This window comes from Luteimonas sp. AC640a (assembly GCF_979256585.1).
Genome location: NZ_CEEDOV010000007.1, coordinates 224,006 through 245,308 on the forward strand (window position 1 = coordinate 224,006; position 21,303 = coordinate 245,308).

Sequence of the window (21,303 nt, forward strand, 5' to 3'; positions counted from 1 at the left end):
CTGCATGCTGGACGTTGTGGCGTTGCTGGAATCGGCGGGCGCGGGCACGGCCTTTGATCGTGTGGATGCCCATCTGGACGACGCGGTGCGCGCCTGTCTGGCTGGTGGCGCCGAGGCGCCGAAGATCATTGCCTGCATGATCATGACCCCGGACGACGGGCGAAGCGAGCCAGCGCAGGACGAACCGGATCAGGATGATGACGGTGATGGGCAGGGCGGCCGAGACGGTGACGATGCGGACGAGCGCGCTGCGTGAGGCGTTATCAGGTGCCGCGCGATCTTCCGGATCGCGCGCGCGCTGGCTGACGTTCCTGTTGCTGCTCGGATCTGCCTGGGCGCCGGCGGTGCTCGCAGCCGAGGATCTCGATGCACTGATTGCGCAAGCGAGCGCGTTGCGGACGTCCGACCCGCAGCGTGTCGATGCGCTGCTGCACGAGATGTCACGGAGTCTCGACGTCGCCACCGACGCGCAGCGGGCCCAGGTGCAGATCCTGCGCGCGCATCGACTCATGACAAGCGGGCAGTCGGTGATCGCCACCGACGAGCTGATGACGCTGCTGGCCTCGAGCGCTGATCCCGTTACCCGCTTCGAAACGTCGTCGATGCTCGCGAACATCTATGCGGTGCAGCGTCGGTTCGAGGACGCGCTGCGCATGATGGAGACGATGCTGCCCCTGGCGGACCAGGTCGAGGACGCGGAACTTCGGCATCGAGGTCTCATGGTGGCGGCCATTGTCTACAACCAGGTGGGTGAGTTCCGCCTGGCCAGACAGTACGCGGAGCGGGTGCTGCGTGACGCGCCAGGTGGCCGCAATGCCTGCGCCGCGGGCGGTGTGGTGCTCGAGGCAATCAATGGACTCGAACAGAGTTTCACCGATGCGACGGGTCAGGCTGCGCTTTCGCGCTGCGAGGCGCAGGGTGAACCGATCTTCTCGGGCTTTATCCGCCTGCATATTGCCCGCCAATGGCAGGCCCGTAGTCGATGGAACGAGGCGCTGACGCTGCTCAGTGGCGGACTCGCGGAGGTCGAGCAGACCGGTTATCCATTTCTGATTGCGCAGACGCGCGCCGCCCTTGCTTCCCTGACGGAGCAGGCTGGCCAGACTGCTGCTGCGCACGCGCATGCCGAGGCAGCGCTCGCGAACAGCCACGACGCGACGTCCACCGAAGCCCGCGTTACCGCGCATCGGGTCCAGTACGAGCTGGCGATGGCGGAGCAGGATCCTGCGGCTGCGCTTGCCGCGTACCGGCTGTATACGGAGGCAGATCGCGCGCATTTCAATGACGTGAAGTCGCGCGAGATGGCTTATCAGGTGGTGCGCCACCAGTCCTTGCAGCAGGCGCAGCAGATCGAGCTGCTGCATCAGAAGAACCAGCTGCTGGAACTGCAGAAGCGCGTCACCGAGCAGCGTGCTGAAACTTGGTTATGGCTGGCGTTGGTGCTCGTCGTGGGGATGGCGTCGGTCGCTTACTGGGCCTACAAGACCAAACGGCTGCAGGTGCGCCTCAAGCGCATGACCGAGACCGATGCGCTGACCGGCATCTGCAACCGGCAGCACTTTTCCGAGCGCGCAGCCGTGGCGATTGCCGGCTGCGCGCGGGATTCGGAGCAGGCGGTGCTGGTGATGTTCGATCTCGATCATTTCAAGCAGGTCAACGACCGCTTCGGCCATGCAGCCGGCGACTGGGCGCTGCAGCAGGTCGCTGAAGCGGTGCGTCCGCTGTGCCGGAGCGTCGATGCATTCGGACGACTGGGCGGTGAGGAGTTCGCGCTGTTCCTGCCTGGGCTCGACGCTTCGGCCGCGGTCCGGCTGTCGGGTGACGTGCAGGCACGCTTCGAGGCGATCGATACGGCCCAGATCGGTTATGGATTCCGCATCACCGCGAGCTTTGGGGTGGCCGAGGTCGGCAGTGCTGGCTACAGCCTGGCCAACATGATTCGCGAGGCCGACCAGGCGATGTATGCGGCCAAGCGTGGAGGCCGTCGCCAAGTGCGGGTGTTCGATGTGACCATGGAATCCGATGTTGTCGACGCGTCGCCGCTCGAGCTGTTGCGCGGCGCGATGCGTGAGGCGGGTATGGAATCTCCGGCACTGCCTTCCGTTGATCGGACCCATCGCGCGATCGCCTGATCGCGCGACGGATCGCCGGCCTCAGGCCGGGTCTCGGATCACCAGCAGGCGTTCCTCGGTCATGTCGCGGATCGCGTACTTCACGCCTTCGCGGCCGCAGCCCGAATCCTTGATGCCGCCGTAGGGCATGTTGTCGACGCGGAAGCTCGGCACGTCTCCGAGGACCACACCGCCGGCTTCGATGCGGTCCCAGGCGCGCATCGCGTGGGCGAGGTTGCCGGTGAACACGCCGGCCTGCAGGCCGAAGTCGCTGTCGTTCACCCGCGCGATCGCCTCGTCGAAACTGTCGACCGGTTCCAGCAACGCGACCGGGCCGAAGACTTCCTTGCGCTCCAGGTCTGCATCGCGCGGCACCTTTTCCAGCAGCGTTGCGGGAATGATGTTGCCTTCGCGCTTGCCGCCGGCGATGACCTTGGCGCCACCCTTGCGCGCGGCGTCGATCCACGACTCGATGCGATCGGCGGCGTCGCTGTCGATGACCGGCCCGACGAACGTGGTCTCGTCGCGCGGGTCGCCACTACGCAGCGCCCCGATCGCCTTTTTGAGTTTGCGACGCAGCACCTCGTGCACCGTGCGATGCGCGTAGATCCGCTGCACGCCGATGCAGCTCTGGCCGGACTGGTAATACGCGCCGAACACCAGCCGCTCGACCACCTTGTCCAGCGGCAGGCCGGGATCCTCGTCGACGATGCACGCCGCATTGCCGCCCAGCTCTAGCACCACCTTCTTCTTGCCTGCGCGCGCCTTGAGGTCCCAGCCGATCAGGCCGCCGGTGAAGCTCAGCAGCGCGATGCGCTCGTCCTCGGTCAGCGCCGCCGCGTCCTCGTTGCTGCACGGGATCACCGAGAACGCGCCCTTGGGCAGGTCGGTCTCGGCCAGAATCTCGCCGATGATCAGCGCGCCGACCGGCGTCTTCGCCGCCGGCTTGAGCACGAACGGACAACCCGCCGCGATCGCCGGTGCGACCTTGTGCGCGACCAGGTTCAAGGGGAAGTTGAACGGCGTGATGAAGCTGCACACACCGATCGGCACGCGCTTGACCATGCCGCGATAGCCACGCGTGCGTTCCGAGATCTGCAGCTCGATGCACTCGCCTTCGCTGCGGGTGGCTTCGCCGGCCGCGATGCGGAAGGTGTCGATCAGGCGTGTGACTTCACCGCGCGCATCCTTGATCGGCTTGCCGGCCTCGATGCACAGCGCGAGCGCGAGCTCGTCGAAGCGTTCCTCGAAGCGGCGCACGCAGTGTTCGAGCACGTCGCGACGCTTGTCCGGCGGAAAATCGGCCATCGGTCCGCGCGCCTTGTGCGCCGCGACGATCGCCTTGCGGATCGCCGTGGCGTCGCCCATCGCGACGCGCGTGGCGACCTTGCCGCTGTACTTGTCGCGCACCTCGAGATCGGTGTTCGCGGCGACCGCGGCATTGGCGAGGTAGTAGGGATAGCTGCGTGCGAGCCCGGCGGTCTTGCGGGCGGTCTTCTTCGTGGCCATGGGGCGCTCCGGAATCGGACGGAAGGGAAGGCGCGGCGCGGATCAGTCGATCGCGGCGCTGCGCTCGGGAATATCGGTGTTGAGCAGGGCATCGTCGTCGCCGTAGTCGATGGCGAGATCGATCAGGTCGACGCCGGGCGTGTCCAGTGCGGTGTGCAGGATGTCCGCGAACGCGGCGGCGCTGTCCGGACGATGGCCGCGTGCGCCGTAGCTTTCGGCGTAGCGCACGAAATCGGGATTGCCGTAATCCATGCCGTAAACCGGGTAATTCTCGTGCTGCTGCTTCCACTTGATCATGCCGTAGGCATCGTCGCGCAGCACGATGACCACCAGATCGAGCTTCAGCCGGACCGCCGTTTCAAGTTCCTGCGAATTCATCATGAAGCCGCCGTCGCCACAGACCGCGACGATCTTGCGGTCTTCGTGTACGAGCCTGGCCGCGATCGCCGACGGCAGGCCTGCGCCCATCGTGGCCAGTGCGTTGTCGAGCAGCAGAGTGTTGGGTTCACGGCAGCGGTCGTTGCGCGCGAACCACAATTTGTAGAGACCATTGTCGAGGCAGACGATGTCGTGCGGGTCGAGTGCATCGCGCACGGTCTTGACGAGGTGCGGGCCGTGCACGGGGAAGCGGTCGTCGCCCGCGAGTTCGGCGATGTTCTCGCACAGCGCGGTGCGCACGCGGTCGAAGAAGGCGAAGTCCCAGTGCGGCTGCGGCGCATCCAGCGCTTCGGCCAGCTGCCACACCGTATTCGCGATGTCGCCGACGACTTCGATCTGCGGGAAATAGACCTGGTCGACGACGGCGCTTTCGTAGTTCACATGGATCACCGTGCGCCGGCCGCCGCGCATGAAGAACGGCGGCTTCTCGATGACGTCGTGACCGATGTTGACGATGCAGTCGGCCGCGTCGATCGCGCGATGCACGAAATCCTTGTCCGACAGCGCGGCAGTGCCGAGCCACAGCGGATGCGTCTCGTCGAGCACGCCCTTGCCCATCTGCGTGCTGAAGAACGGAATACCGAGCCGGTCGACGAAGGCGCGCAGCATCCTCGCCGTGGTCTTGCGGTTGGCGCCCGCGCCGAGCATCAGCAGCGGATGCTTGGCATTGCGGATCGCCTCGGCCGCATGCGCGATGGCCTTGTGCTCGGCCAGGGGACGGCGCGTGTAGGGCGCGGGCAGCAGACGCGCATCGGTATCGTCGCCGGCGATGTCCTGCGGCAGTTCGAGATGGGTCGCGCCGGGACGTTCTTCTTCCGCGCGCTGGAATGCATCGCGCACGCGCGCCGGGATCGCATCGGCGGACACCAGTTGGTGCGTCGATTTGGTCAACGGCCGCATCATGTCGACGACATCGACGATCTGGAAATGGCCCTGCTTGCTGGTGCGGATCGGTTTCTGCCCGGTGATCATCAGCATCGGCATCGCACCGAGCTGTGCATAGGCGGCCGGCGTCACTAGATTGGTCGCACCGGGGCCGAGCGTCGACAGGCACACGCCGGCCTGACCGGTCAGGCGCCCGTAGGTCGCGGCCATGAAGCCGGCGGCCTGTTCGTGACGGGTGAGGACAAGCGCGATGTCGGACGCGCGCAAAGATTCCAGCAGGTCGAGGTTTTCCTCACCGGGAATGCCGAAGACGTGGGTCACGCCCTCGGCTTCGAGCGCCTGGACGAACAGATCGGACGCCTTGGTCATCGTGCGGGAACTCCGTCGTGACGTGGACGCCCAGCATGACAGCGGCGGCGTGAGCGGCGGGCGAGATGCCGCGGAACGCTGCGTTTGCTCGGCACGGACAGCTGGGTCGCCACGGCAATACCGGGCATCTGATGCCCGGTCAGAACAGCGCCGGGATCAGGACTCCGACGATTCCACCCGCACGCGCAAGCTGCCATCCACGAGTCGCGCCTGCAGTGGCTCGCCCGGCGCGGCATCGGAGACGCTGCGGACGACGCCGCCGTCTTCGCGCTGCAGGATGCTGTAGCCGCGGGCGATCGTGGCCAATGGGCTCACCGCCTCCAGCGAACGGGCGAGCCCGCGCAGACGCAGTTGATCGCGTTCGAGATGGCGGGCGAGTGCGGCGCGTGGACGCGGGCCGAGCGCGGCCAGACGTTCGCGCAGTTGCTGCAGGCGGCGCTTCGGCGTGCCCGCGCGCAGCACGGCTTCCGCATGGCGCAGACGCGCGCCGCGTTGCTGCAGTTGCTGACGCATCGCCATCGACAGACGTCGAAGGGCTTCGTCCTGGCGCAGGCGCAGCGCATCCAGACGGGCCTGCGGACGCTGGGCCTGCAGGCGCAAGGCGGCGCGATCGAGACGCTGGAACCGCTGCTGCATCGCGCGCAGATGCGTGTCGTCGACATGACGCTGCAGGCGACGGACGCGCGTCGCGAGTTCGTTGCGGTCCGGCACCAGCAGTTCCGCAGCCACCGATGGTGTGGGCGCGCGCAGGTCGGCGGCGAAGTCGGTCAGGCTGAAGTCGGTCTCATGGCCGATCGCCGACACCACAGGAACTGGGGATGCGGCGACGGCGCGCGCAAGCGCCTCGTCGTTGAACGCCCACAGGTCTTCCAGAGAACCGCCGCCACGCGCCAGCAGGATCACGTCGTAGCGGCCGCTGGCACCGGCGCGTTCGAGCATCGCGCGGATCTTCGGCGGCGCGTCGGTGCCCTGGACCGGCACCGGCAGGATGTCGACCTCGACCAGCGGCAGGCGCCGCGCGAGCACGCTCAGCACGTCACGCACCGCCGCGCCCGATGGCGAGGTGATGACGCCGATCCGCCGCGGAAACGCGGGCAGGGCGCGTTTGCGCTCCGCATCGAACAGGCCTTCGGCCTGTAGCCGGGCCTTCAGCACATCGAACGCGCGTCGCAGCGCGCCTTCGCCGGCTTCTTCCAGCGAATCGAGGATCAGCTGGTAGTCGCCGCGTGCCTCGTACAGCGTCACACGACCGCGCGCGCGAACCAGCAGGCCTTCGCGCGGCACGAATCGCAGGCCCTGGCTGCGCGATCGGAACAGCGCGCAGCGCACCTGCGCGCGCGAATCCTTGAGCGTGAAATACAGATGCCCCGATGCCGGCCGCGACAGATTGCCGAGTTCGCCTTCGACGACGACGTTCGGAAACGTGTCCTCCAGCAGACCGCGCGCCAGCGTATTGAGCTGGGTGGGGGTGAGGACGTCGGACGGGGGGCTGTCGTGCATGGGGAAAGGATACCGGTCGGGTGTAAATGCGAGCTGGCGCGCCTGACTGGATGCCGGATCGTGCGTGGTGCGTGGTGCGTGGTGCGCGGTGCGTGGGCGTGGGCGTGGTGCTCTCTGCATCGTCATCCCGGCGGCTCTCAACAGACGCACGTCTGGTCAGGCCGGGATCCAGCGCCTTGTAATCCTCCAGCGATCGGCAGCAATGCGGTAGACGCATGAGTGCACAGTTGTTCGACGCCCGTGCCCTGTCCAGGAAGTCGCTGGATCCCGGCCGTCGCCGGGATGACGGCACCTATTGATGAAGCGATGTGACGTGGGTTGAGCAGCGCGACCCACTGCGACACCCGGTCGCATTGGCAGCGTCGCATCCACGCAGCCAGCATGGCGGTCGCTTGCGTCGCGCGATGCCCCGATATCGCGCGCTGCGATACTGCCTGCCATCGGGCGCGATTCCGGCGCCCATCCGTCGACCCCAGGAGCACCGCGATGTCCGCACGCCGTCCGTTTTCCCTCGCTATCGGTCCCATCGCTGCCGGTCTGATACTGGCGCTTGCCGGTTGCCAGCCGGCCGCGCCGGAGGCGTCGTCATCGACGTCGCAGACGCCGGCCGCGAACGCCGCGGACGCCAGCGCCGGCATCGTCGTCAGCGAGGCGTGGATCCGCGAGACGCCGCCGAACGCCGCCGTCGCCGGTGGCTACCTCACGCTGCGCAGCGGTGCGGCCGATCGTCTGCTGTCGGTCGAGACACCGGCTGCGGCCAGCGTCGAGATCCACGAGATGTCCCACGAGGGCGGCATGATGCGGATGCGCGAGCTGGCCGACGGCGTGGAATTGCCAGCCGGCAGCGAAGTGATGCTGAAGCCAGGCGGCAACCATCTGATGTTCATCGATCCGGTCGAGCCGGTGCGCGCAGGCCAGTCGATCGAGGCCACGTTGCGCTTCGCCGATGCACCGGAACAGACCGTGACCTTCGAAGTGCGCCCGCTGGCCGGCGATGCGCCTGCGGCCGATCACAGCGGGCACTGAGTGTCGTCGCGCGTCCGCGGTGCGCGGACGTTTCAGCCGTCCGTCGGCGGACGGCGCTCCGGGCCGGGACGCTTGGCGAGTTTGCGCTGCAGCGAGCGGCGGTGCATGCCCAGCAGCCGCGCGGTCGCGGAGATGTTGCCGCCGGTTTCCGTCAACGCCTGCTGGATGTGTTCCCACTCCAGCCGGTGCAGCGGGATCATCGTCGGGCTTTCGAGGGTGTCGTCCTCGTCGCGTTCCGGCATCGGCGCACCGGGCGCGGACTCGGTGTCGAGCAGGATGCGCTGCAGCGTATCGGCCGAGACCGGCTTGGGCAGGTAATCGTCTGCGCCGCGCTTGATCGCCTCCACCGCGGTCGCGATGCTCGCGTAGCCGGTGACCAGCAGGATGCGCATGTCGGCGCGGATCGCGCGCAGCGGCTCGATCAGCGATAGCCCCGATGCCTCGCCGAGCTTGAGATCGACCAGCGCGAAATCCGGCGCGATGCGCGAGGCGACTTCGAGCGCGGTGACCGGATCGGCGGCGATCTCGCACTCGATGCCGCGTCGTGTCAACGCGCGCCGCAACGCTTCCAGGTACAGGGTGTCGTCGTCGACCAGCAGGCCCTTCATCGCATCGTCTCCGGTTCGTGGTGGCCATGGCCGTCGCCGATCGGCACGCGGAAATGCACGCGCGCGCCGCCGCCGTCGGCTTCCTCCATGTCCAGTTCGCCGCCCAGTTGTTCGATGGCCGCATGCGACAGCGCCAGGCCCACGCCGAGGCCGTCGGGCTTGCCGCTGCGGAACAGCACCGGCAGGAACGGCGCCTGCGCGTCGAACCCGGTGCCGTAGTCGCGGATCGCGCCATCGAGCATGCCGTCCTCGATCTGCAGCCGCAGGTCGACGCGGGCGCTGCCGTTGCCTTCGCTGGCATCGGCGGCATTGTTGAGCAGGGCCAGCAGCAGGTGGCCGATGGTGCGGTCCACGCGCGCGTGCATGTCCACGTTGCCGCTGCGTTCGAGCACGATCGCCGGACGCACCAGCTGCCAGTGCTCGAGCACGCGACCGATGTCCACCCGCGTGGTGGCGGTGGGGTCCGCGGGGTCGGCCAGCGAGCGCACGCGGTCGCGGCAGGTGTCGACGAGCCGGCGCAACGTGGCCACGTCCTCCGCGCCGTCGACGCCCATGCGGCTGGTGTCGAGATCGTCGAGCAGCAGGGTCATCGTGCCCAGGGGCGTATTGAGTTCGTGCGCGACCGAGGCCGCGTGCGTGGCCAGCGCGAGGATGCCTTCGTTGCGCACGAACCGCTCGCGCAGGGCCGCCAGTTCGCGCTCGCGGCGGTCGCGCGCGGCGGCCAGCCGCAGCAGGAAGTAGGACACCAGCGCCACCGACAGGAAGAAGTTCACCGCCATGCCGGCCAGGTGCAGGCTGAAGTGGTCGTGCAGGTGCGGCAGCGGCTGGCCGAACTGCACCGCCAGGATGTAGCCCGTCACGCAGGCCAGCGCGGCGGCGATCGCCCAGGCCCGCGGAAGGGCCATCGCGGTCAGCGCGATCGGCAACAGGAACAGCGACGCGAAGGGGTTGGCGATGCCGCCCGTCCAGGCCACCAGCCATGCCAGGCCCGCGGTGTCGACCAGGACGTGGGCAAAGGCTTCGGCCGGCGCCGCGTCACGGCTGTGCGCCAGACGCAGATGCACCAGCACGTTGAATGCGGCCAGCAGCAGAACCGGCCCCCACAGCGGCCAGCGCGGCAGATCCATGTCGAAACCGTGCGTCGCCCACAGGATCGTCAACGACTGCCCGCCGACCGCGAACCAGCGCAGGCTGTAAAGGGTGCGGAGCAGGGCGGTGGCGGGGTGCTTGGGCTGCATCGCCCGCCATCGTAGTGCAGGGCGCAACGGGCCGCCCTGCGGCGTTCGGTCGCACCAGCAAGCGGGCGCATGGGCGGTTAGGCCGGGCGTCACCGAAAAGACCGGCGCGAACCGCTAAAATGCGTACATGTCCGCCCAGCCCGTTTCTGCCAGCGCCTCCGCGCCGTCCGCCTGCCTGTCCGACCCCGTTGCCTTGCCGGCCTTCGGCGCCGCCGCGCGTCGCGGCACGCGCCAGGTCCACGTCGGCGGGATCGCCGTCGGCGGAGATGCGCCGGTCGTCGTGCAATCGATGACCAATACCGACACCGCCGATATCGCCTCGACCGCCAAGCAGATCGGCGAGTTGTGGCGCGCGGGTTCGGAACTTGTGCGCATCACCGTCAACAATCCCGAATCCGCCGCCGCGGTGCCGCGGATCGTCGAGCGCCTGGCGATGCAGGGCATCGAAGTGCCGATCATCGGCGACTTCCACTACAACGGACACCAGTTGCTCGCGGGCGAGCCGGCCTGTGCCGAGGCGCTGGCGAAATACCGGATCAACCCCGGCAACGTCGGCTTCGGCAAGAAGAAGGATCTGCAGTTCGGTCAGCTGATCGAATTCGCGATGCGCCATGACAAGCCGGTGCGCATCGGCGCCAACTGGGGCTCGCTGGACCAGTCGCTCGCCGCCGCGCTGATGGACGAGAACGCCCAGCGTGCAGTGCCCTGGGATGCGGGGCGCGTGCTGCGCGAGGCCTTGATCCGCTCGGCGATCGACTCGGCGGAGCGCGCCGTGGAATTCGGTCTCGGCCGTGATCGCATCGTGCTCAGCGCCAAGGTCAGCGGCGTGCAGGAACTGGTCGCCGTCTACCGCGATCTGGCCGCGCGCAGCGACTTTGCGCTGCACCTGGGTCTCACCGAAGCCGGCATCGGCAGCAAGGGCATGGTCGCGTCCAGCGCCGCGCTGGCGATCCTGATGCAGGAAGGCATCGGCGACACGATCCGTATCTCGCTGACGCCCGAGCCCGGCGCGTCGCGGACCAAGGAAGTCGTCGTGGCGCAGGAACTGCTGCAGACGATGGGCCTGCGCGCGTTCACGCCGATGGTCACCGCCTGCCCCGGCTGCGGCCGCACCACGTCGGAGTTCTTCCAGGAACTGGCCGGCGTGGTCCAGGACCATGTGCGCGACAAGATGCCGGAGTGGAAGGTCACCCATCCGGGCGCGGAGAACATGACGCTCGCGGTGATGGGCTGCGTGGTCAACGGACCGGGCGAATCACGCCACGCCAATATCGGCATCTCGCTGCCGGGGACCGGGGAAGCGCCATCGGCGCCGGTGTTCATCGACGGCGAGAAGGCGTTGACCCTGCGCGGCGAACACATCGCGCACGAGTTCGTCGCGTTGATCGACGATTACGTGCACCGCAACTACGGTCGCGGCGTCGATGCCGTCTGACGGCGGCAACGCCGTCGCCGAGTGCTCGCGCGAGACCGGGGGCCTGCTGCGTCGCCACGGGTGGAAGTTCCTGCTGCTGTTCGCCGGCGTGCTGCTGCCGATGTGGGCCTTCATGGAGCTCGCCGACGAGGTCCATGCGGCCGAGACGATTCCGTTCGACGAGCCGATCCTGCTGTTCGCGCAGGAGGCAGCGCGCGACGGCTTCACTCGCGTGTTCCTGTTTTTCTCGGAGATCGGCTACGCCAAGGGCGTGGTGCCGGTCGATATCGGTCTGGTCGTGGTGCTGCTGGCCTTCAAGCGCTGGCGCGACAGCGTGTTCGTCGCGGTCGCGGTTGGCGGCTCGGCGCTGCTGAACCTGGCGACCAAACAGTTGTTCGCGCGCGACCGGCCCAGCCTGTGGGACTCGATCGCGCCCGAGGCGACCTACAGTTTTCCCAGTGGCCACGCGATGGGTTCGATGACGCTGGCCGCGGTGCTGGTCCTGCTGGCCTGGCCGACCCGCGCGCGCTGGTGGGTGATCGCCGCGATGGCCGTGTTCGTGCCGATGGTCGGCCTGTCACGTGTGTATCTGGGCGTGCATTACCCCTCCGACATCCTGGCCGGCTGGGCGGCGGCATCAGCGTGGGTCGTAGGGGTGTATCTGGTGATTTATCACCGGCCGCGGTTCGGGCGCCGCTCGTAACGTTTCTTGTAGGAGCGCGCTTGCGCGCGATGGGGCGCGGCGAGATCGCCCGGCTGCGATCCAGGGGTGGGTGGAGCGGAGTGAACCCCATCATCTTGGGATGCGGGGCGCTGCAGTAACGCCGACGTTTTAAGCGTTGCTTCGTTCGGGTCCGCGCTGCCCTCACCCCACCAATTGCTTCGCAATCGGTCCCCCCCCGGCTGCCGCCCCCCGGCCATGCGCAGCACGCAAGGCGCTCCGCTGTGCGCGAGCCAGTGGCTCGCAAGCAGCACATCGTCGCCCCGCGCGGGAGAGGGACCTTTAGATGGGTAACCGGATGTCCGACAGCTTCCAGGTCAGACCCTTGCGCGTCAGCACGAATTCGATCGGGCGACCGCGGTCGTCGCGCACTGTGGCGGTGAAACGCGAGGTCGAGTTGTAGCGATAGTGCGCATCCTCGAGCGGCGGTTCGCGCTTGGCGTCTGGCCGGACCTGCGTCGGCGATGCGCCGCCGGCGAGGCTCCACAGCCGTTGGCCACGCATCAGTGCGCTCAGACCGACCGGCGTCACCATCATGTCGACGCCGGTGCCGGCCGCGCTGCCGGCCAGTCGCAGGCCGATCGCGCCGAGCAGGTTCGACTGCAGCTCGGGACCCGCCTCGCGCACGATCGCGTCGGCGAGTTGCAGCCGCAGGCTTTCACGCAGCGCGGGGAAATCGACCTGCTTCGACAGCGCCCGCGAATCCTCGGTGCGCACGGCCTCGCGGATCGCGTTGACGGTCAGATACGGGCCGGCGGCCACATAGCCGAGCAGCAGGACGAGAACCGCGAGAGTGAGCCAGCCGAGTCGCTTCATCGGAATCGCATCGAGGGGGACGCAGCGATTGTCGGAGACGACGGCGCAGTGCGTGCTGAACGACGACGCGACAGCGCCACCGCAGCGCACAGGATCAGAACTCCAGATCCAGCGATGCGCACAGATAGTCGACGAACGGCGCCAGCGTGATCAGATCGGCGGCGATCGTCTGCCGCAATTTCGGGCCGGTCATCGCGTCGTCGTCGAGCGTGCGCCAGAACACCCAGTTGCGGTGCTTGAGATCGTCGATGAATTCGAACTGCGGATCGAAGCCGCGTGGCGGGCGGACCAGCATCTCGCTGGTTTCGAACTCGAACGCCTTGCGCAGCTTCTTTGCATGCGCGGCGGCCTTCCAGCTCTCCGGATTGTCGACGATGAACTGCCGGACCTTGCGCTGGGTATCGGATTCGGGGTGCCACAGGCCGGCGCCCACGAAACTGCTGCCCGGCTGCAGGTGCACGTAGAACGACGGCGCTGCGGTCTCGCGGCGGCGTTCGTGGAACAGCCGCGCGCCCTGCCAGGTCTTGTAGGGCGACTTGTCGTGGGAAAAGCGCGCATCGCGATGGATCCGGAACAGCGAGCCACCCACGGTGCGCGTGTCGGCGCGAAAGTGTGGGCTGACCGCAGCGACGTCCGGCTGCAGATCGCCGATCAGGCGCAGGAACGGCTGACGCACGTGCGCTTCGTAGTCCTTGCGGTGGTCCTCGAACCACGGCTTCTCGTTGTGGCGTGCGAGTGCGCGCAGGAACTTGAAGCTCTTGTCGCTGAAGTACGTGGTCATGCGGAAGTCGTGGGCAGCGTGGAGGACGGATGTAGGTACGTCTGCAGGCGCTGGCCCCAGTCGGTGAGGGCGTCGAGCAGCGTCAGGCGCCGTACGTCGTGGGGATTCTCGGCGCGCAGCGCATCGATCTGCGTGAAGTAGGTCGCGAAATCCTGTTCTGCCTGCGTTGTGTCGGGGCTCAGTCGCGTGCGCCGGAAGTCATCCCAATGCAGCTGTTCTTCGGGGTTGAGCGTGTCGGGCCAGTTGCGTGCGCGGTAGCGCAGCAGCAGGGCCTCGAGACGCGGATCCTCGAATCCGAAGTCGCGTGCGCCCAGCAGCGTCGGCGGCGTCGCGCGGACCTGGGCCATGCGTCGCTTGTCGCCGTCACCAGCGAAGCCGTCGTAGAGCGCGCCATCGGGATCGGACGGCCCGAATTCGCGCTCGACGGCGAACACCTGGCGGATCTTCTCGGCCAGCGCCGGGCCTGCGGCGCGCAGCCTGGCGGCGCGTCGCTCGATGTCGGCCGGATCGATCGACAGCCGCTCGAAATCCGCGTCGCGCAGATGGCTCCAGGCGACCAGCGCCGGGCAGCGGTTGCTGTGCACTTCCTTGAGCGGAATGCGCGCGACGCCTTCGGGCAGATCCTCGCGGCGGACGAAAACGCGCGCGGCGATAGCGTCGGCATCGAGGTCGAGCAGCCAGTCCGGATCGCCGTCGAGGTCGAACACCACCACGCGACTGTCGATGCGCGGGTGGCGCGCGATCGGCAACACCGGCGCTGCGCACAGCCGCGCAGCCGGATAGCGCTGCGAGACATGCAGCACAGGCGTCATCGCGATGGTGTCGAGCATCGACGCCGCGTGGCGCTTGTCGCGCAGCTTCGCCGCGTAGTCCCACAGGCGTGGCTGCGCGTTGCGGAACAATCGCGCCAGGCCGATCAACGCGCGCACGTCCGACAGCGCCTCGTGTGCGTCGCCTGTACGCACGTCATTCGCCGTCGCCAGATGTTCGAGCTTGAACGAAGTCGCGCCGTCCTCGCGCGTCGGCCAGACCAGTCCCTCGGGACGTAGCGCATGCCACAGCCGCATCACGTCGAGCAGATCCCAGCGCGAATTGCCGCTGCGCCATTCGCGCTCGTAGGGGTCGTGGAAATTGCGGTACAGGCCGAAGCGCACGAACTCGTCGTCGAAGCGCAGCGAGTTGTAGCCCAGCGTGCAGGTCTTCGGTCGCGCCATTTCTTCCTGGATCCGCGCGAACGCGTCGGCCTCGGGCATGCCTGCGGTCAGTGCGTGCTGCGGGGTGATGCCGGTGATGAGCGTCGCGATGGGCGAGGGCAGCAGATCGTCTGCAGGCCGAACGAAGAAGTCGATCGGCGCGTCGATCTCGTTGAGCTCGGCATCGGTGCGGATCGCGGCGAACTGGGCGATGCGCGTGCGGCGTGGATCTGAGCCGAATGTTTCGAGATCGTAGAAAAGAAAACTGTCATTCATAAGCGGTGCCGTCGGCGCGTCGTTGCGGCAAGCCGTTGCGACGGCATCATTCGGACCGGGGACGGCCGCCTTGTCGAGGCGCGATCGTAGAAAAGAAAACTGTCGTTCATAAGCGGTGCCGTCGGCGCGTCGTTGCGGCAAGCCGCTGCGACGGCATCATTCCGGTCGGGCGCGGCGCCACTGTCGAGGCGCACTCATAGAGGAGAAAGCTGCCGATCACGCAGGCACATCCGCCAGTGGCGTCAGCAGGTCGAGGACTTCGGCGTCGATCGCGTCCCAGTCGAGCGTCGACAGCGACGCATGCCCCGCAGTCGCGCGTTCGAGAATGCCGCGCTGGAGATCGGTGCGCGCCATCGCCAGCGAGTAGGGAATGCGCATGAAGGTGACCATGGCGTAATGCGGCACGAAGCGGCCGGGGTGGCGGTCCTGCAGCGCGAGTTCGAGTTCGCGCTGCAGTAGATAATCGGCATCGTCGACCCGGTCGCGCATCTCCAGATAGTTGTCGAGCGCCATGCGCTGGATCGCCGCGGCGTCGGGCTTGCGTTCGGCCTCGAACGCGGCGAACGCGGTCGCGAGATCGGCGTGCGCATCGAGCTGCCGGGCCAGCGCCACACAGTCCTCGAATGCGCAATTCATGCCCTGGCCGTGGAAGGGCACCATCGCGTGGGCGGCATCGCCCAGCAGCACCGCGCGGCCGTCGAGATGCCAGCGGTCGAGATACAGCGTGGCCAGCTGACCGACGGGATTCGCGGCCCAGTCGCGGTCGAACGCCGGAATCAGCGCCAGCGCGGACGGAAAGTCGCGCTCGAAGAACGCGCGCGCCGCATCCACGTCGCCCAGGTGGTCGAACGCGGGACCGCCGTCGGTGCCGGCGTGGTGTGGCAGGAACAGGGTGACGGTGAAGGTCTTTTCGTCATTGGGCAGCGCGATGCACATGTAGTGCCCGCGCGGCCAGATGTGCAGCGCATTGGGCTCGATGCGGAAACCGCCATCGGCACGCGGCGGAATCTCGAGTTCCTTGTAGCCGTGGTCGAGGAAGTCGCTGCGCTGCCCCAGATCGCGCACGCGATGCATCGCGCCACGCAGGGCAGAGCCCGCGCCGTCGGCACCGACCAGCGCTTCGAACTGGACTTCGCGCGTGCTGTCGTCGCGCGGATCGCGGAACACCGCACGCCGCGATTCGAAGTTCACCGCATCCAGCCCGGCATTGAAATGCAGCCGCGCACCCGCGGCCTCCGCCAGATCCAGCAGCACGATGTTGAGATCGCCGCGATGCACCGACCAGATGACTTCGTCGTCGTCGCGGCCGTAGCGCTGCAGCACCGGTTCGGTGTCGCCGACGTGGACCATGCGACCGCGCATCATGATCGCGTGGTGCATCACCGCGTCGTCGGCATCGGCGGCGCGCAGCGCATGCCGGCCGCGTTCGGCCAGCGCCAGGTTGATCGAACGTCCACCGCCGTAACCCTGCACGCGCGGGTCGCCGCGCTTCTCGTACAGATCCACGTCCCAGCCGCGTTGCCGCAGCAGGATGCCGAGCAGGGCGCCGGCCAGGCCCGCGCCGATGATCGTCAGGTGGCGTACGGGTGCGGTCACGCGTCGCGCCACCGGACCACGCTGCGCACGAAGCGCAGCACATCGGCGTGGGTGTTGTAGAGCGGCGCGGGCGAGATGCGGATCACGTCGGGCTCGCGCCAGTCGCCGAGCACGCCGTTGTCGGACAGGTATTCGAACAACGCGCGGCCCTGCTCGCGTCCACCGCGCACGCGGAGCGACAGTTGCGCACCGCGACGCGCGGCGTCCTGCGGCGTGACGATGTCGAGCACGTCGTCGAGTTGGCTGCGGATCAATGTGTCCAGATAACCGGTCAGCGTTTCCGACTTCGCGCGCAGCGCAGGCATGCCGGCTTCGGTGAACAGGTCCAACGACGCGCGCAGCGGCGCGAGGCCCAGGATCGGCGGATTGCTGAGTTGCCAGCCTTCGGCGCCGGGCGTGGGCTGGAAATCCGGACCCATGCGAAAGCGCGTGGCTGCGTCGTGGCCCCACCAGCCGGCGAATCGCGGACGATCGGTCGTCGCGTGGCGCACATGCACGAACGCACCGGCGACTGCGCCCGGTCCGCTGTTGAGGTACTTGTAGTGGCACCACACGGCGAAGTCGGCATTGCTGTCATGCAGGTGCAGCGGCAGGTTGCCGGCCGCATGCGCAAGGTCGAAACCGACAACAGCGCCTGCCGCTTGACCGAGCCGCACGATCTCCGCAAGGTCGAAGGCCTCGCCGGTGCGGTACTGCACGCCCGGCCACAACACCAGCGCGACGCGATGGCCGTGTTCTGCGATAGCCGCAGCGATCGCGTCCATGCCGAACAGACCGCCGGCGCCGGGCTGCACTTCGATCAGATCGCTGTCGGGGTCGAAGCCGTGAAAGCGCACCTGCGATTCGAGTGCGTAGCGATCGGACGGAAACGCGCCGGCCTCCATCAGGATCGCCGGACGCTCGGCGGTCGGGCGGTAGAAGCCCACCATCAGGAAATGCAGGTTCGCGGTCAGCGAGTTCATCGCCACCACTTCTTCGGGCTGCGCGCCAACGATCTCCGCCAGCTGCGCACCCACGAGTCCGTGGTAGGTCATCCATTGCGAGTTGCCGCGGAAATGGCCTTCGACCGCTTCCATCGCCCACTTGTCGAGGACGTCCTCGACCTGCGCACGTACGCCGCGCGGCTGCAGCCCCAGCGAATTTCCGACGAAATAGGCCTGCTCCACGTCGCCGAAGCGCGGCAGATGGAACTGTGCGCGGAAGCGCAGCAACGGATCGGCGGCGTCGGCGGAGGCGGCGTAATCGTCGGAGAACAGCGTGTGCGGATCGGTCATGGACTTCGTTCGGTCGAAGGTCGCGCTGATGCGCGACGCAGGAGAAGGGGAGGGTGCGTCGCGATCACGCAAAGCGACTGGCCGACAGGCCCAGCCACTCGAGCGCGGTGCCGTGATACAGGCGCGCCCGTGCGGCGTCGTCGAGCGGGATTTCCTCGATGCCGGCACCGGGCACCTGTTCGCCGAGCGGGAACGGGTAATCGGTGCCGAGCATCACGCGGTCCGCGCCGCAGGTATCGATCAGATATTGCAGCGCACGCGGATCGGCCACCCAGGAATCGAAATACAGCTGCTTGAGATAGCCGCGCGGATTGTGTGGATTGTCGGTGGCGACGAGGTCGGGCCGCATATTGAAGCCGTGTTCGATGCGGCCGATCGTGTACGGGAAGCTCCCGCCGCCATGCGCCATGCAGATCTTGAGTTTCGGCAGACGCTGCAGCACGCCGCCGAAGATCAGGCAGCACGCCGCGCGCGACTGTTCGGCCGGCATGCCCACCAGCCAGGGCAGCCAGTATTTGGGCATCGATTCGCTGCCCATCATGTCCCAGGGATGCACGAGGATCGCCGCGCCCAGGTCGGCCGCGGCCTCGAAGAACGGGAACAGCTCCGGCGCATCGAGATTCCAGTCGCCGATGTGGCTGCCGATCTGCACGCCCTGCAGGCCGAGCTGGTCGACGCAGCGCTCGAGTTCCTGGATCGCCAGTCGCGGCGACTGCATCGGCACCGTGCCGATGCCGGCGTAGTGACGCGGATGCGCGGCCACGGTCGACGCCATGTGGTCGTTGAGCGACTGGTGCAGTTCCAGCGCGTGCGCCGGCTTCGCCCAGTAGCTGAACATCACCGGCACTGTGCTGATCACCTGCACCTGCACGTCGAAGCGCGCGTAGTCGTCGATGCGTTCCTGCGCGTTCCAGGTCTTGGACCAGATCTCGCGGAAGAAGCGGCCGTCCTTGTAGATGCGGTGGCGGCCGTCGTCGGTGTGGTGGATGACCGGAAACCGCGCCTCCCCGTACTTCGATGCCAGATCCGGCCAGTCGCGGGGCAGAGTGTGGGCGTGGATGTCGATCTTCAGCATGGTCGTCATCCTAGACGACCGGCCTGCGCCGATCACGCGGCAGGCGCACAGCGGGTTCAGGGGGCATTGGCCGGGCGGGCGCGCTCGCGTCGCAGCTGTTCGATCGTGGGCGGATCGGGCCGAACCGGCTGACCGCTCGACGCCGCCATAGTGCTGACATTCGCGCGGGCCTCGGCCAACGAGGGCACGCCCATGCGCGCACGCTCGGCGTCGTCGACCGCATCTTCGGCCACCGGGTACAGAAACATGCCGGCGTCGCTGCCGTGGAACTGTGTGCCGTACCACTGCGGCTGCAGTTGCACGGTCATCATCCGGTCCCACGATGCAGCGATGAGCCATCGGTAATTCGCGCGATCGGGATCAAGCGCCGATGCCAGCGTCGCCAGCGCATGCGCAATACGGTAATCCGCGAGCATGCTGCCGTGCTGGAACACCATCGCCGCACGGAAGTGGTCCTCTGCGCTGCGCAGCGCGCCGTCGCGCATCAGCGCAAGGACACGCGCGCGTCGTGTGGCGTCTTCTTTGGCCACCACGGCCCAGTCGATCTCCGCGCCGTCGGTGCGTGCTTTCTGGTCAGCGTCGTACAGCGCAGCCATCTCAGCGTTGTCGGTGACCTGCGCATGCAGCGGCGCGATCGTGGCGAGCAGGCAGGACAGCAACAGAATCAGCAGAGGCGTTCGCATGGCGGTCTCCATTCCTTGGATGTGCGGGACTCAGGTGATGTCGGCCAGCGAGTCCGGGTCGGGATCGTAGCGGGCAGGGCGTGGATTGAGATGGCCGCAGGACTCACAGGTGCGGTGCTCGGTCGAGCCGTAGAACAAATCGAATACAGGCGGGAAATCCTGTTCGATGTCGTGCAGATGGAAGTACTGCTCGAACAGTCTGTGATTGCAGCGTTCGCAGAACCAGAGCAGGCCGTCCTGTTCGTGCGGCAGGCGCTTGCGCTCGATGACCAGACCGATCGAATCGGGTCCGCGCTGCGGCGAATGCGGCACCTTCGGCGGCAACAGGAAGGTCTCGCCGGCGCGAATCGGAACGTCGCGCACCTGTCCGTCTTCCTGGATACGCAGCACCATCTCGCCTTCGAGCTGGTGGAACCATTCCGGGCCTTCTTCCCAGTGATAGTCGGTGCGCGCGTTCGGCCCGCCGACCACCATGACGATGAAGTCGCCGTCGTAGATGCATTTGTTGCCGACCGGCGGCTTGAGCAGATGGCGGTGCGCGTCGATCCACTTCTGGAAGTTCAGCGGTCCGGGGATCATGGGTTCACTCCTTTCGCACGTGTGGCAGATGGCCGGCGTCCGCTGCCCTCACCCCACCATCGGCTCCGCCGATGGTCTCCCCCTCTCCCGCGGTGCGGGCGAGGGGCATCGGTGGCGCGCGGTCTGCGCCCGCAACGCACTTCAATTCGATCGCGATCGGCGTCGGCAACGCGTCGATGCCCAGCGTCGTGCGGCAGGGCGCGGTGGCGGAATCGGGGAAATGCTTGGCCCAGACCGCGTTGTAGCCGGCGAAGTCTCCGGCCATGTCGGTCAGATACACGGTCACGTCGACGAGATCTTCCCAGCGTGCGCCGCTGGCCTCGAGCACCGCGCGCACGTTGGCGAAGACCGCGTGCGTCTGCGCGGCGATGTCGTGTGCGATCACGCGGCCATCGGCATCGAGCACGTTGCCGGGTACAGAATCGGTGGACGGGTCACGCGGGCCGATGCCCGACAGGAACAGCAGGCCGCCGGCCCGGCGCGCATGCGGATAGCGGCCGACCGGTCGCGGTGCGGCGCTGGCCTGGATGACCTCAGCCATCGCGCCGGCCGTGGGCGGCGACGCGCGCGACATCGGCCACTGCGGCCTGATAGGCCGGGGCGATCTGCTCGTGCGCAGTCACGCACATGCCGAGTTCGCGCACACGGCCATCGCCCACGGCATACACCCAGCCATGCACGGACACTTCCTGTCCCCGCGCCCAGGCGTCGCGAACGACGGTGGTCTGGCAGACATTGAGCGCCTGTTCGATGGCGTTGAGTTCGCACAGCCGTGCGTGGCGCAGGTTGATGTCCTCGACCGAGTCCAGCAGATCGGCATGCTTGTGCGCCACGTCGGACACATGGCGCAGCCAGTTGTCGACCAGACCCACACGGGCACCGGTCAAGGCCGCATGCACGCCGCCGCAGCCGTAATGGCCGACCAGCAGGATGTGCTCGACCTTGAGCACGTCGACGGCGAACTGGATCACCGACAGCGCATTGAGGTCGCCGTGCGACAGCACGTTGGCGATGTTGCGGTGGACGAAGACTTCGCCCGGATCGAGGCCGAGGATCTGGTTGGCCGGCACGCGCGAATCGGAACACCCGATCCACAGGTACTTCGGTGCCTGCTGGTTCTCCAGGCGGTGGAAGAATTCCGGGTCGTCGCGCAGAACGCGTTCGGCCCAGTCACGGTTGCTGCGGAGGAGGTTGTCGAGTTCGCCCATGGC

20 protein-coding genes are annotated in these 21,303 nt (G+C 67.6%); 5 read left to right on the plus strand and 15 right to left on the minus strand.

Annotated features, from left to right (window positions below):
* Window positions 1-4: 4 nt before the first annotated feature.
* Window positions 5-256 carry a hypothetical protein gene (locus ACZ9YD_RS05210; RefSeq protein ID WP_465074064.1) on the plus strand — a complete coding sequence of 84 codons (252 nt, stop codon included), beginning with the start codon at window positions 5-7 and terminating at the stop codon, window positions 254-256.
* Entirely contained in the window at window positions 198-2,132 is a 1,935-nt protein-coding gene (locus tag ACZ9YD_RS05215) for a tetratricopeptide repeat-containing diguanylate cyclase (RefSeq protein ID WP_465074065.1), read from the plus strand. The genes ACZ9YD_RS05210 and ACZ9YD_RS05215 overlap by 59 nt, the downstream gene beginning before the upstream one ends.
* Before the next feature lie 21 nt (window positions 2,133-2,153).
* On the opposite strand, the gene ACZ9YD_RS05220 is transcribed toward ACZ9YD_RS05215, so the two are convergent.
* From ACZ9YD_RS05220 to xseA, 3 genes are all read right to left on the minus strand, one after another.
* On the minus strand, window positions 2,154-3,620 hold the full coding sequence (locus ACZ9YD_RS05220) for an aldehyde dehydrogenase family protein (RefSeq protein ID WP_465074066.1): 1,467 nt from the start codon (window positions 3,618-3,620) through the stop codon (window positions 2,154-2,156).
* A 42-nt stretch (window positions 3,621-3,662) separates the two neighbouring features.
* Window positions 3,663-5,312, minus strand: coding sequence for an acetolactate synthase large subunit (locus ACZ9YD_RS05225; RefSeq protein ID WP_465074067.1), 1,650 nt, complete (start codon window positions 5,310-5,312; stop codon window positions 3,663-3,665).
* A 156-nt stretch (window positions 5,313-5,468) separates the two neighbouring features.
* A complete protein-coding gene (gene xseA / locus ACZ9YD_RS05230; RefSeq protein WP_465074068.1) occupies window positions 5,469-6,812 on the minus strand; it encodes an exodeoxyribonuclease VII large subunit in 1,344 nt (447 codons plus the stop codon).
* Between the two features lie 486 nt (window positions 6,813-7,298).
* Between xseA and ACZ9YD_RS05235 the strand changes: the two genes are divergently transcribed.
* Window positions 7,299-7,838: a copper chaperone PCu(A)C gene (locus tag ACZ9YD_RS05235; RefSeq protein ID WP_465074069.1), complete on the plus strand. Its 540-nt coding sequence runs from the start codon at window positions 7,299-7,301 to the stop codon at window positions 7,836-7,838.
* A gap of 32 nt (window positions 7,839-7,870) precedes the next feature.
* Here ACZ9YD_RS05235 and ACZ9YD_RS05240 read toward each other — a convergent pair whose 3' ends face one another.
* Together ACZ9YD_RS05240 and ACZ9YD_RS05245 are read right to left on the minus strand one after the other, a co-directional pair.
* Window positions 7,871-8,446 (minus strand): response regulator transcription factor, encoded by a 576-nt coding sequence (locus tag ACZ9YD_RS05240; RefSeq protein ID WP_465074070.1) that lies wholly within the window; start codon window positions 8,444-8,446, stop codon window positions 7,871-7,873.
* Window positions 8,443-9,684 (minus strand): ATP-binding protein, encoded by a 1,242-nt coding sequence (locus ACZ9YD_RS05245; protein WP_465074071.1) that lies wholly within the window; start codon window positions 9,682-9,684, stop codon window positions 8,443-8,445. Before ACZ9YD_RS05245 ends, ACZ9YD_RS05240 begins: the two co-directional genes overlap by 4 nt.
* A 175-nt stretch (window positions 9,685-9,859) precedes the next feature.
* Between ACZ9YD_RS05245 and ispG the strand changes: the two genes are divergently transcribed.
* Window positions 9,860-11,119: a flavodoxin-dependent (E)-4-hydroxy-3-methylbut-2-enyl-diphosphate synthase gene (gene ispG, locus ACZ9YD_RS05250; protein ID WP_465074686.1), complete on the plus strand. Its 1,260-nt coding sequence runs from the start codon at window positions 9,860-9,862 to the stop codon at window positions 11,117-11,119.
* Complete coding sequence (locus ACZ9YD_RS05255; protein ID WP_465074072.1) at window positions 11,109-11,801, plus strand: phosphatase PAP2 family protein; 693 nt, start codon at window positions 11,109-11,111, stop codon at window positions 11,799-11,801. Before ispG ends, ACZ9YD_RS05255 begins: the two co-directional genes overlap by 11 nt.
* Before the next feature lie 300 nt (window positions 11,802-12,101).
* On the opposite strand, the gene ACZ9YD_RS05260 is transcribed toward ACZ9YD_RS05255, so the two are convergent.
* The 10 genes from ACZ9YD_RS05260 to can form a co-directional block, all read right to left on the minus strand.
* Window positions 12,102-12,635: a DUF2939 domain-containing protein gene (locus tag ACZ9YD_RS05260; RefSeq protein ID WP_465074073.1), complete on the minus strand. Its 534-nt coding sequence runs from the start codon at window positions 12,633-12,635 to the stop codon at window positions 12,102-12,104.
* A gap of 94 nt (window positions 12,636-12,729) precedes the next feature.
* Window positions 12,730-13,416, minus strand: a complete 687-nt coding sequence (locus ACZ9YD_RS05265) for a DUF2461 domain-containing protein (protein ID WP_465074074.1) — start codon at window positions 13,414-13,416, stop codon at window positions 12,730-12,732.
* On the minus strand, window positions 13,413-14,885 hold the full coding sequence (gene sbcB / locus ACZ9YD_RS05270; RefSeq protein WP_465074075.1) for an exodeoxyribonuclease I: 1,473 nt from the start codon (window positions 14,883-14,885) through the stop codon (window positions 13,413-13,415). Before sbcB ends, ACZ9YD_RS05265 begins: the two co-directional genes overlap by 4 nt.
* A 216-nt stretch (window positions 14,886-15,101) precedes the next feature.
* On the minus strand, window positions 15,102-16,481 hold the full coding sequence (locus tag ACZ9YD_RS05275) for an FAD-dependent oxidoreductase (RefSeq protein WP_465074076.1): 1,380 nt from the start codon (window positions 16,479-16,481) through the stop codon (window positions 15,102-15,104).
* A complete protein-coding gene (gene kynU, locus ACZ9YD_RS05280) occupies window positions 16,478-17,755 on the minus strand; it encodes a kynureninase (RefSeq protein WP_465074077.1) in 1,278 nt (425 codons plus the stop codon). The genes ACZ9YD_RS05275 and kynU overlap by 4 nt, the downstream gene beginning before the upstream one ends.
* A gap of 64 nt (window positions 17,756-17,819) precedes the next feature.
* On the minus strand, window positions 17,820-18,830 hold the full coding sequence (locus ACZ9YD_RS05285; protein ID WP_465074078.1) for an amidohydrolase family protein: 1,011 nt from the start codon (window positions 18,828-18,830) through the stop codon (window positions 17,820-17,822).
* A 56-nt stretch (window positions 18,831-18,886) separates the two neighbouring features.
* Window positions 18,887-19,513 carry a hypothetical protein gene (locus ACZ9YD_RS05290; protein ID WP_465074079.1) on the minus strand — a complete coding sequence of 209 codons (627 nt, stop codon included), beginning with the start codon at window positions 19,511-19,513 and terminating at the stop codon, window positions 18,887-18,889.
* A gap of 30 nt (window positions 19,514-19,543) precedes the next feature.
* On the minus strand, window positions 19,544-20,092 hold the full coding sequence (locus ACZ9YD_RS05295) for a 3-hydroxyanthranilate 3,4-dioxygenase (protein WP_465074080.1): 549 nt from the start codon (window positions 20,090-20,092) through the stop codon (window positions 19,544-19,546).
* A gap of 4 nt (window positions 20,093-20,096) precedes the next feature.
* Entirely contained in the window at window positions 20,097-20,633 is a 537-nt protein-coding gene (locus ACZ9YD_RS05300) for a RidA family protein (RefSeq protein ID WP_465074081.1), read from the minus strand.
* A complete protein-coding gene (can, locus tag ACZ9YD_RS05305) occupies window positions 20,626-21,300 on the minus strand; it encodes a carbonate dehydratase (RefSeq protein ID WP_465074082.1) in 675 nt (224 codons plus the stop codon). The genes ACZ9YD_RS05300 and can overlap by 8 nt, the downstream gene beginning before the upstream one ends.
* Between the last annotated feature and the right edge of the window lie 3 nt (window positions 21,301-21,303).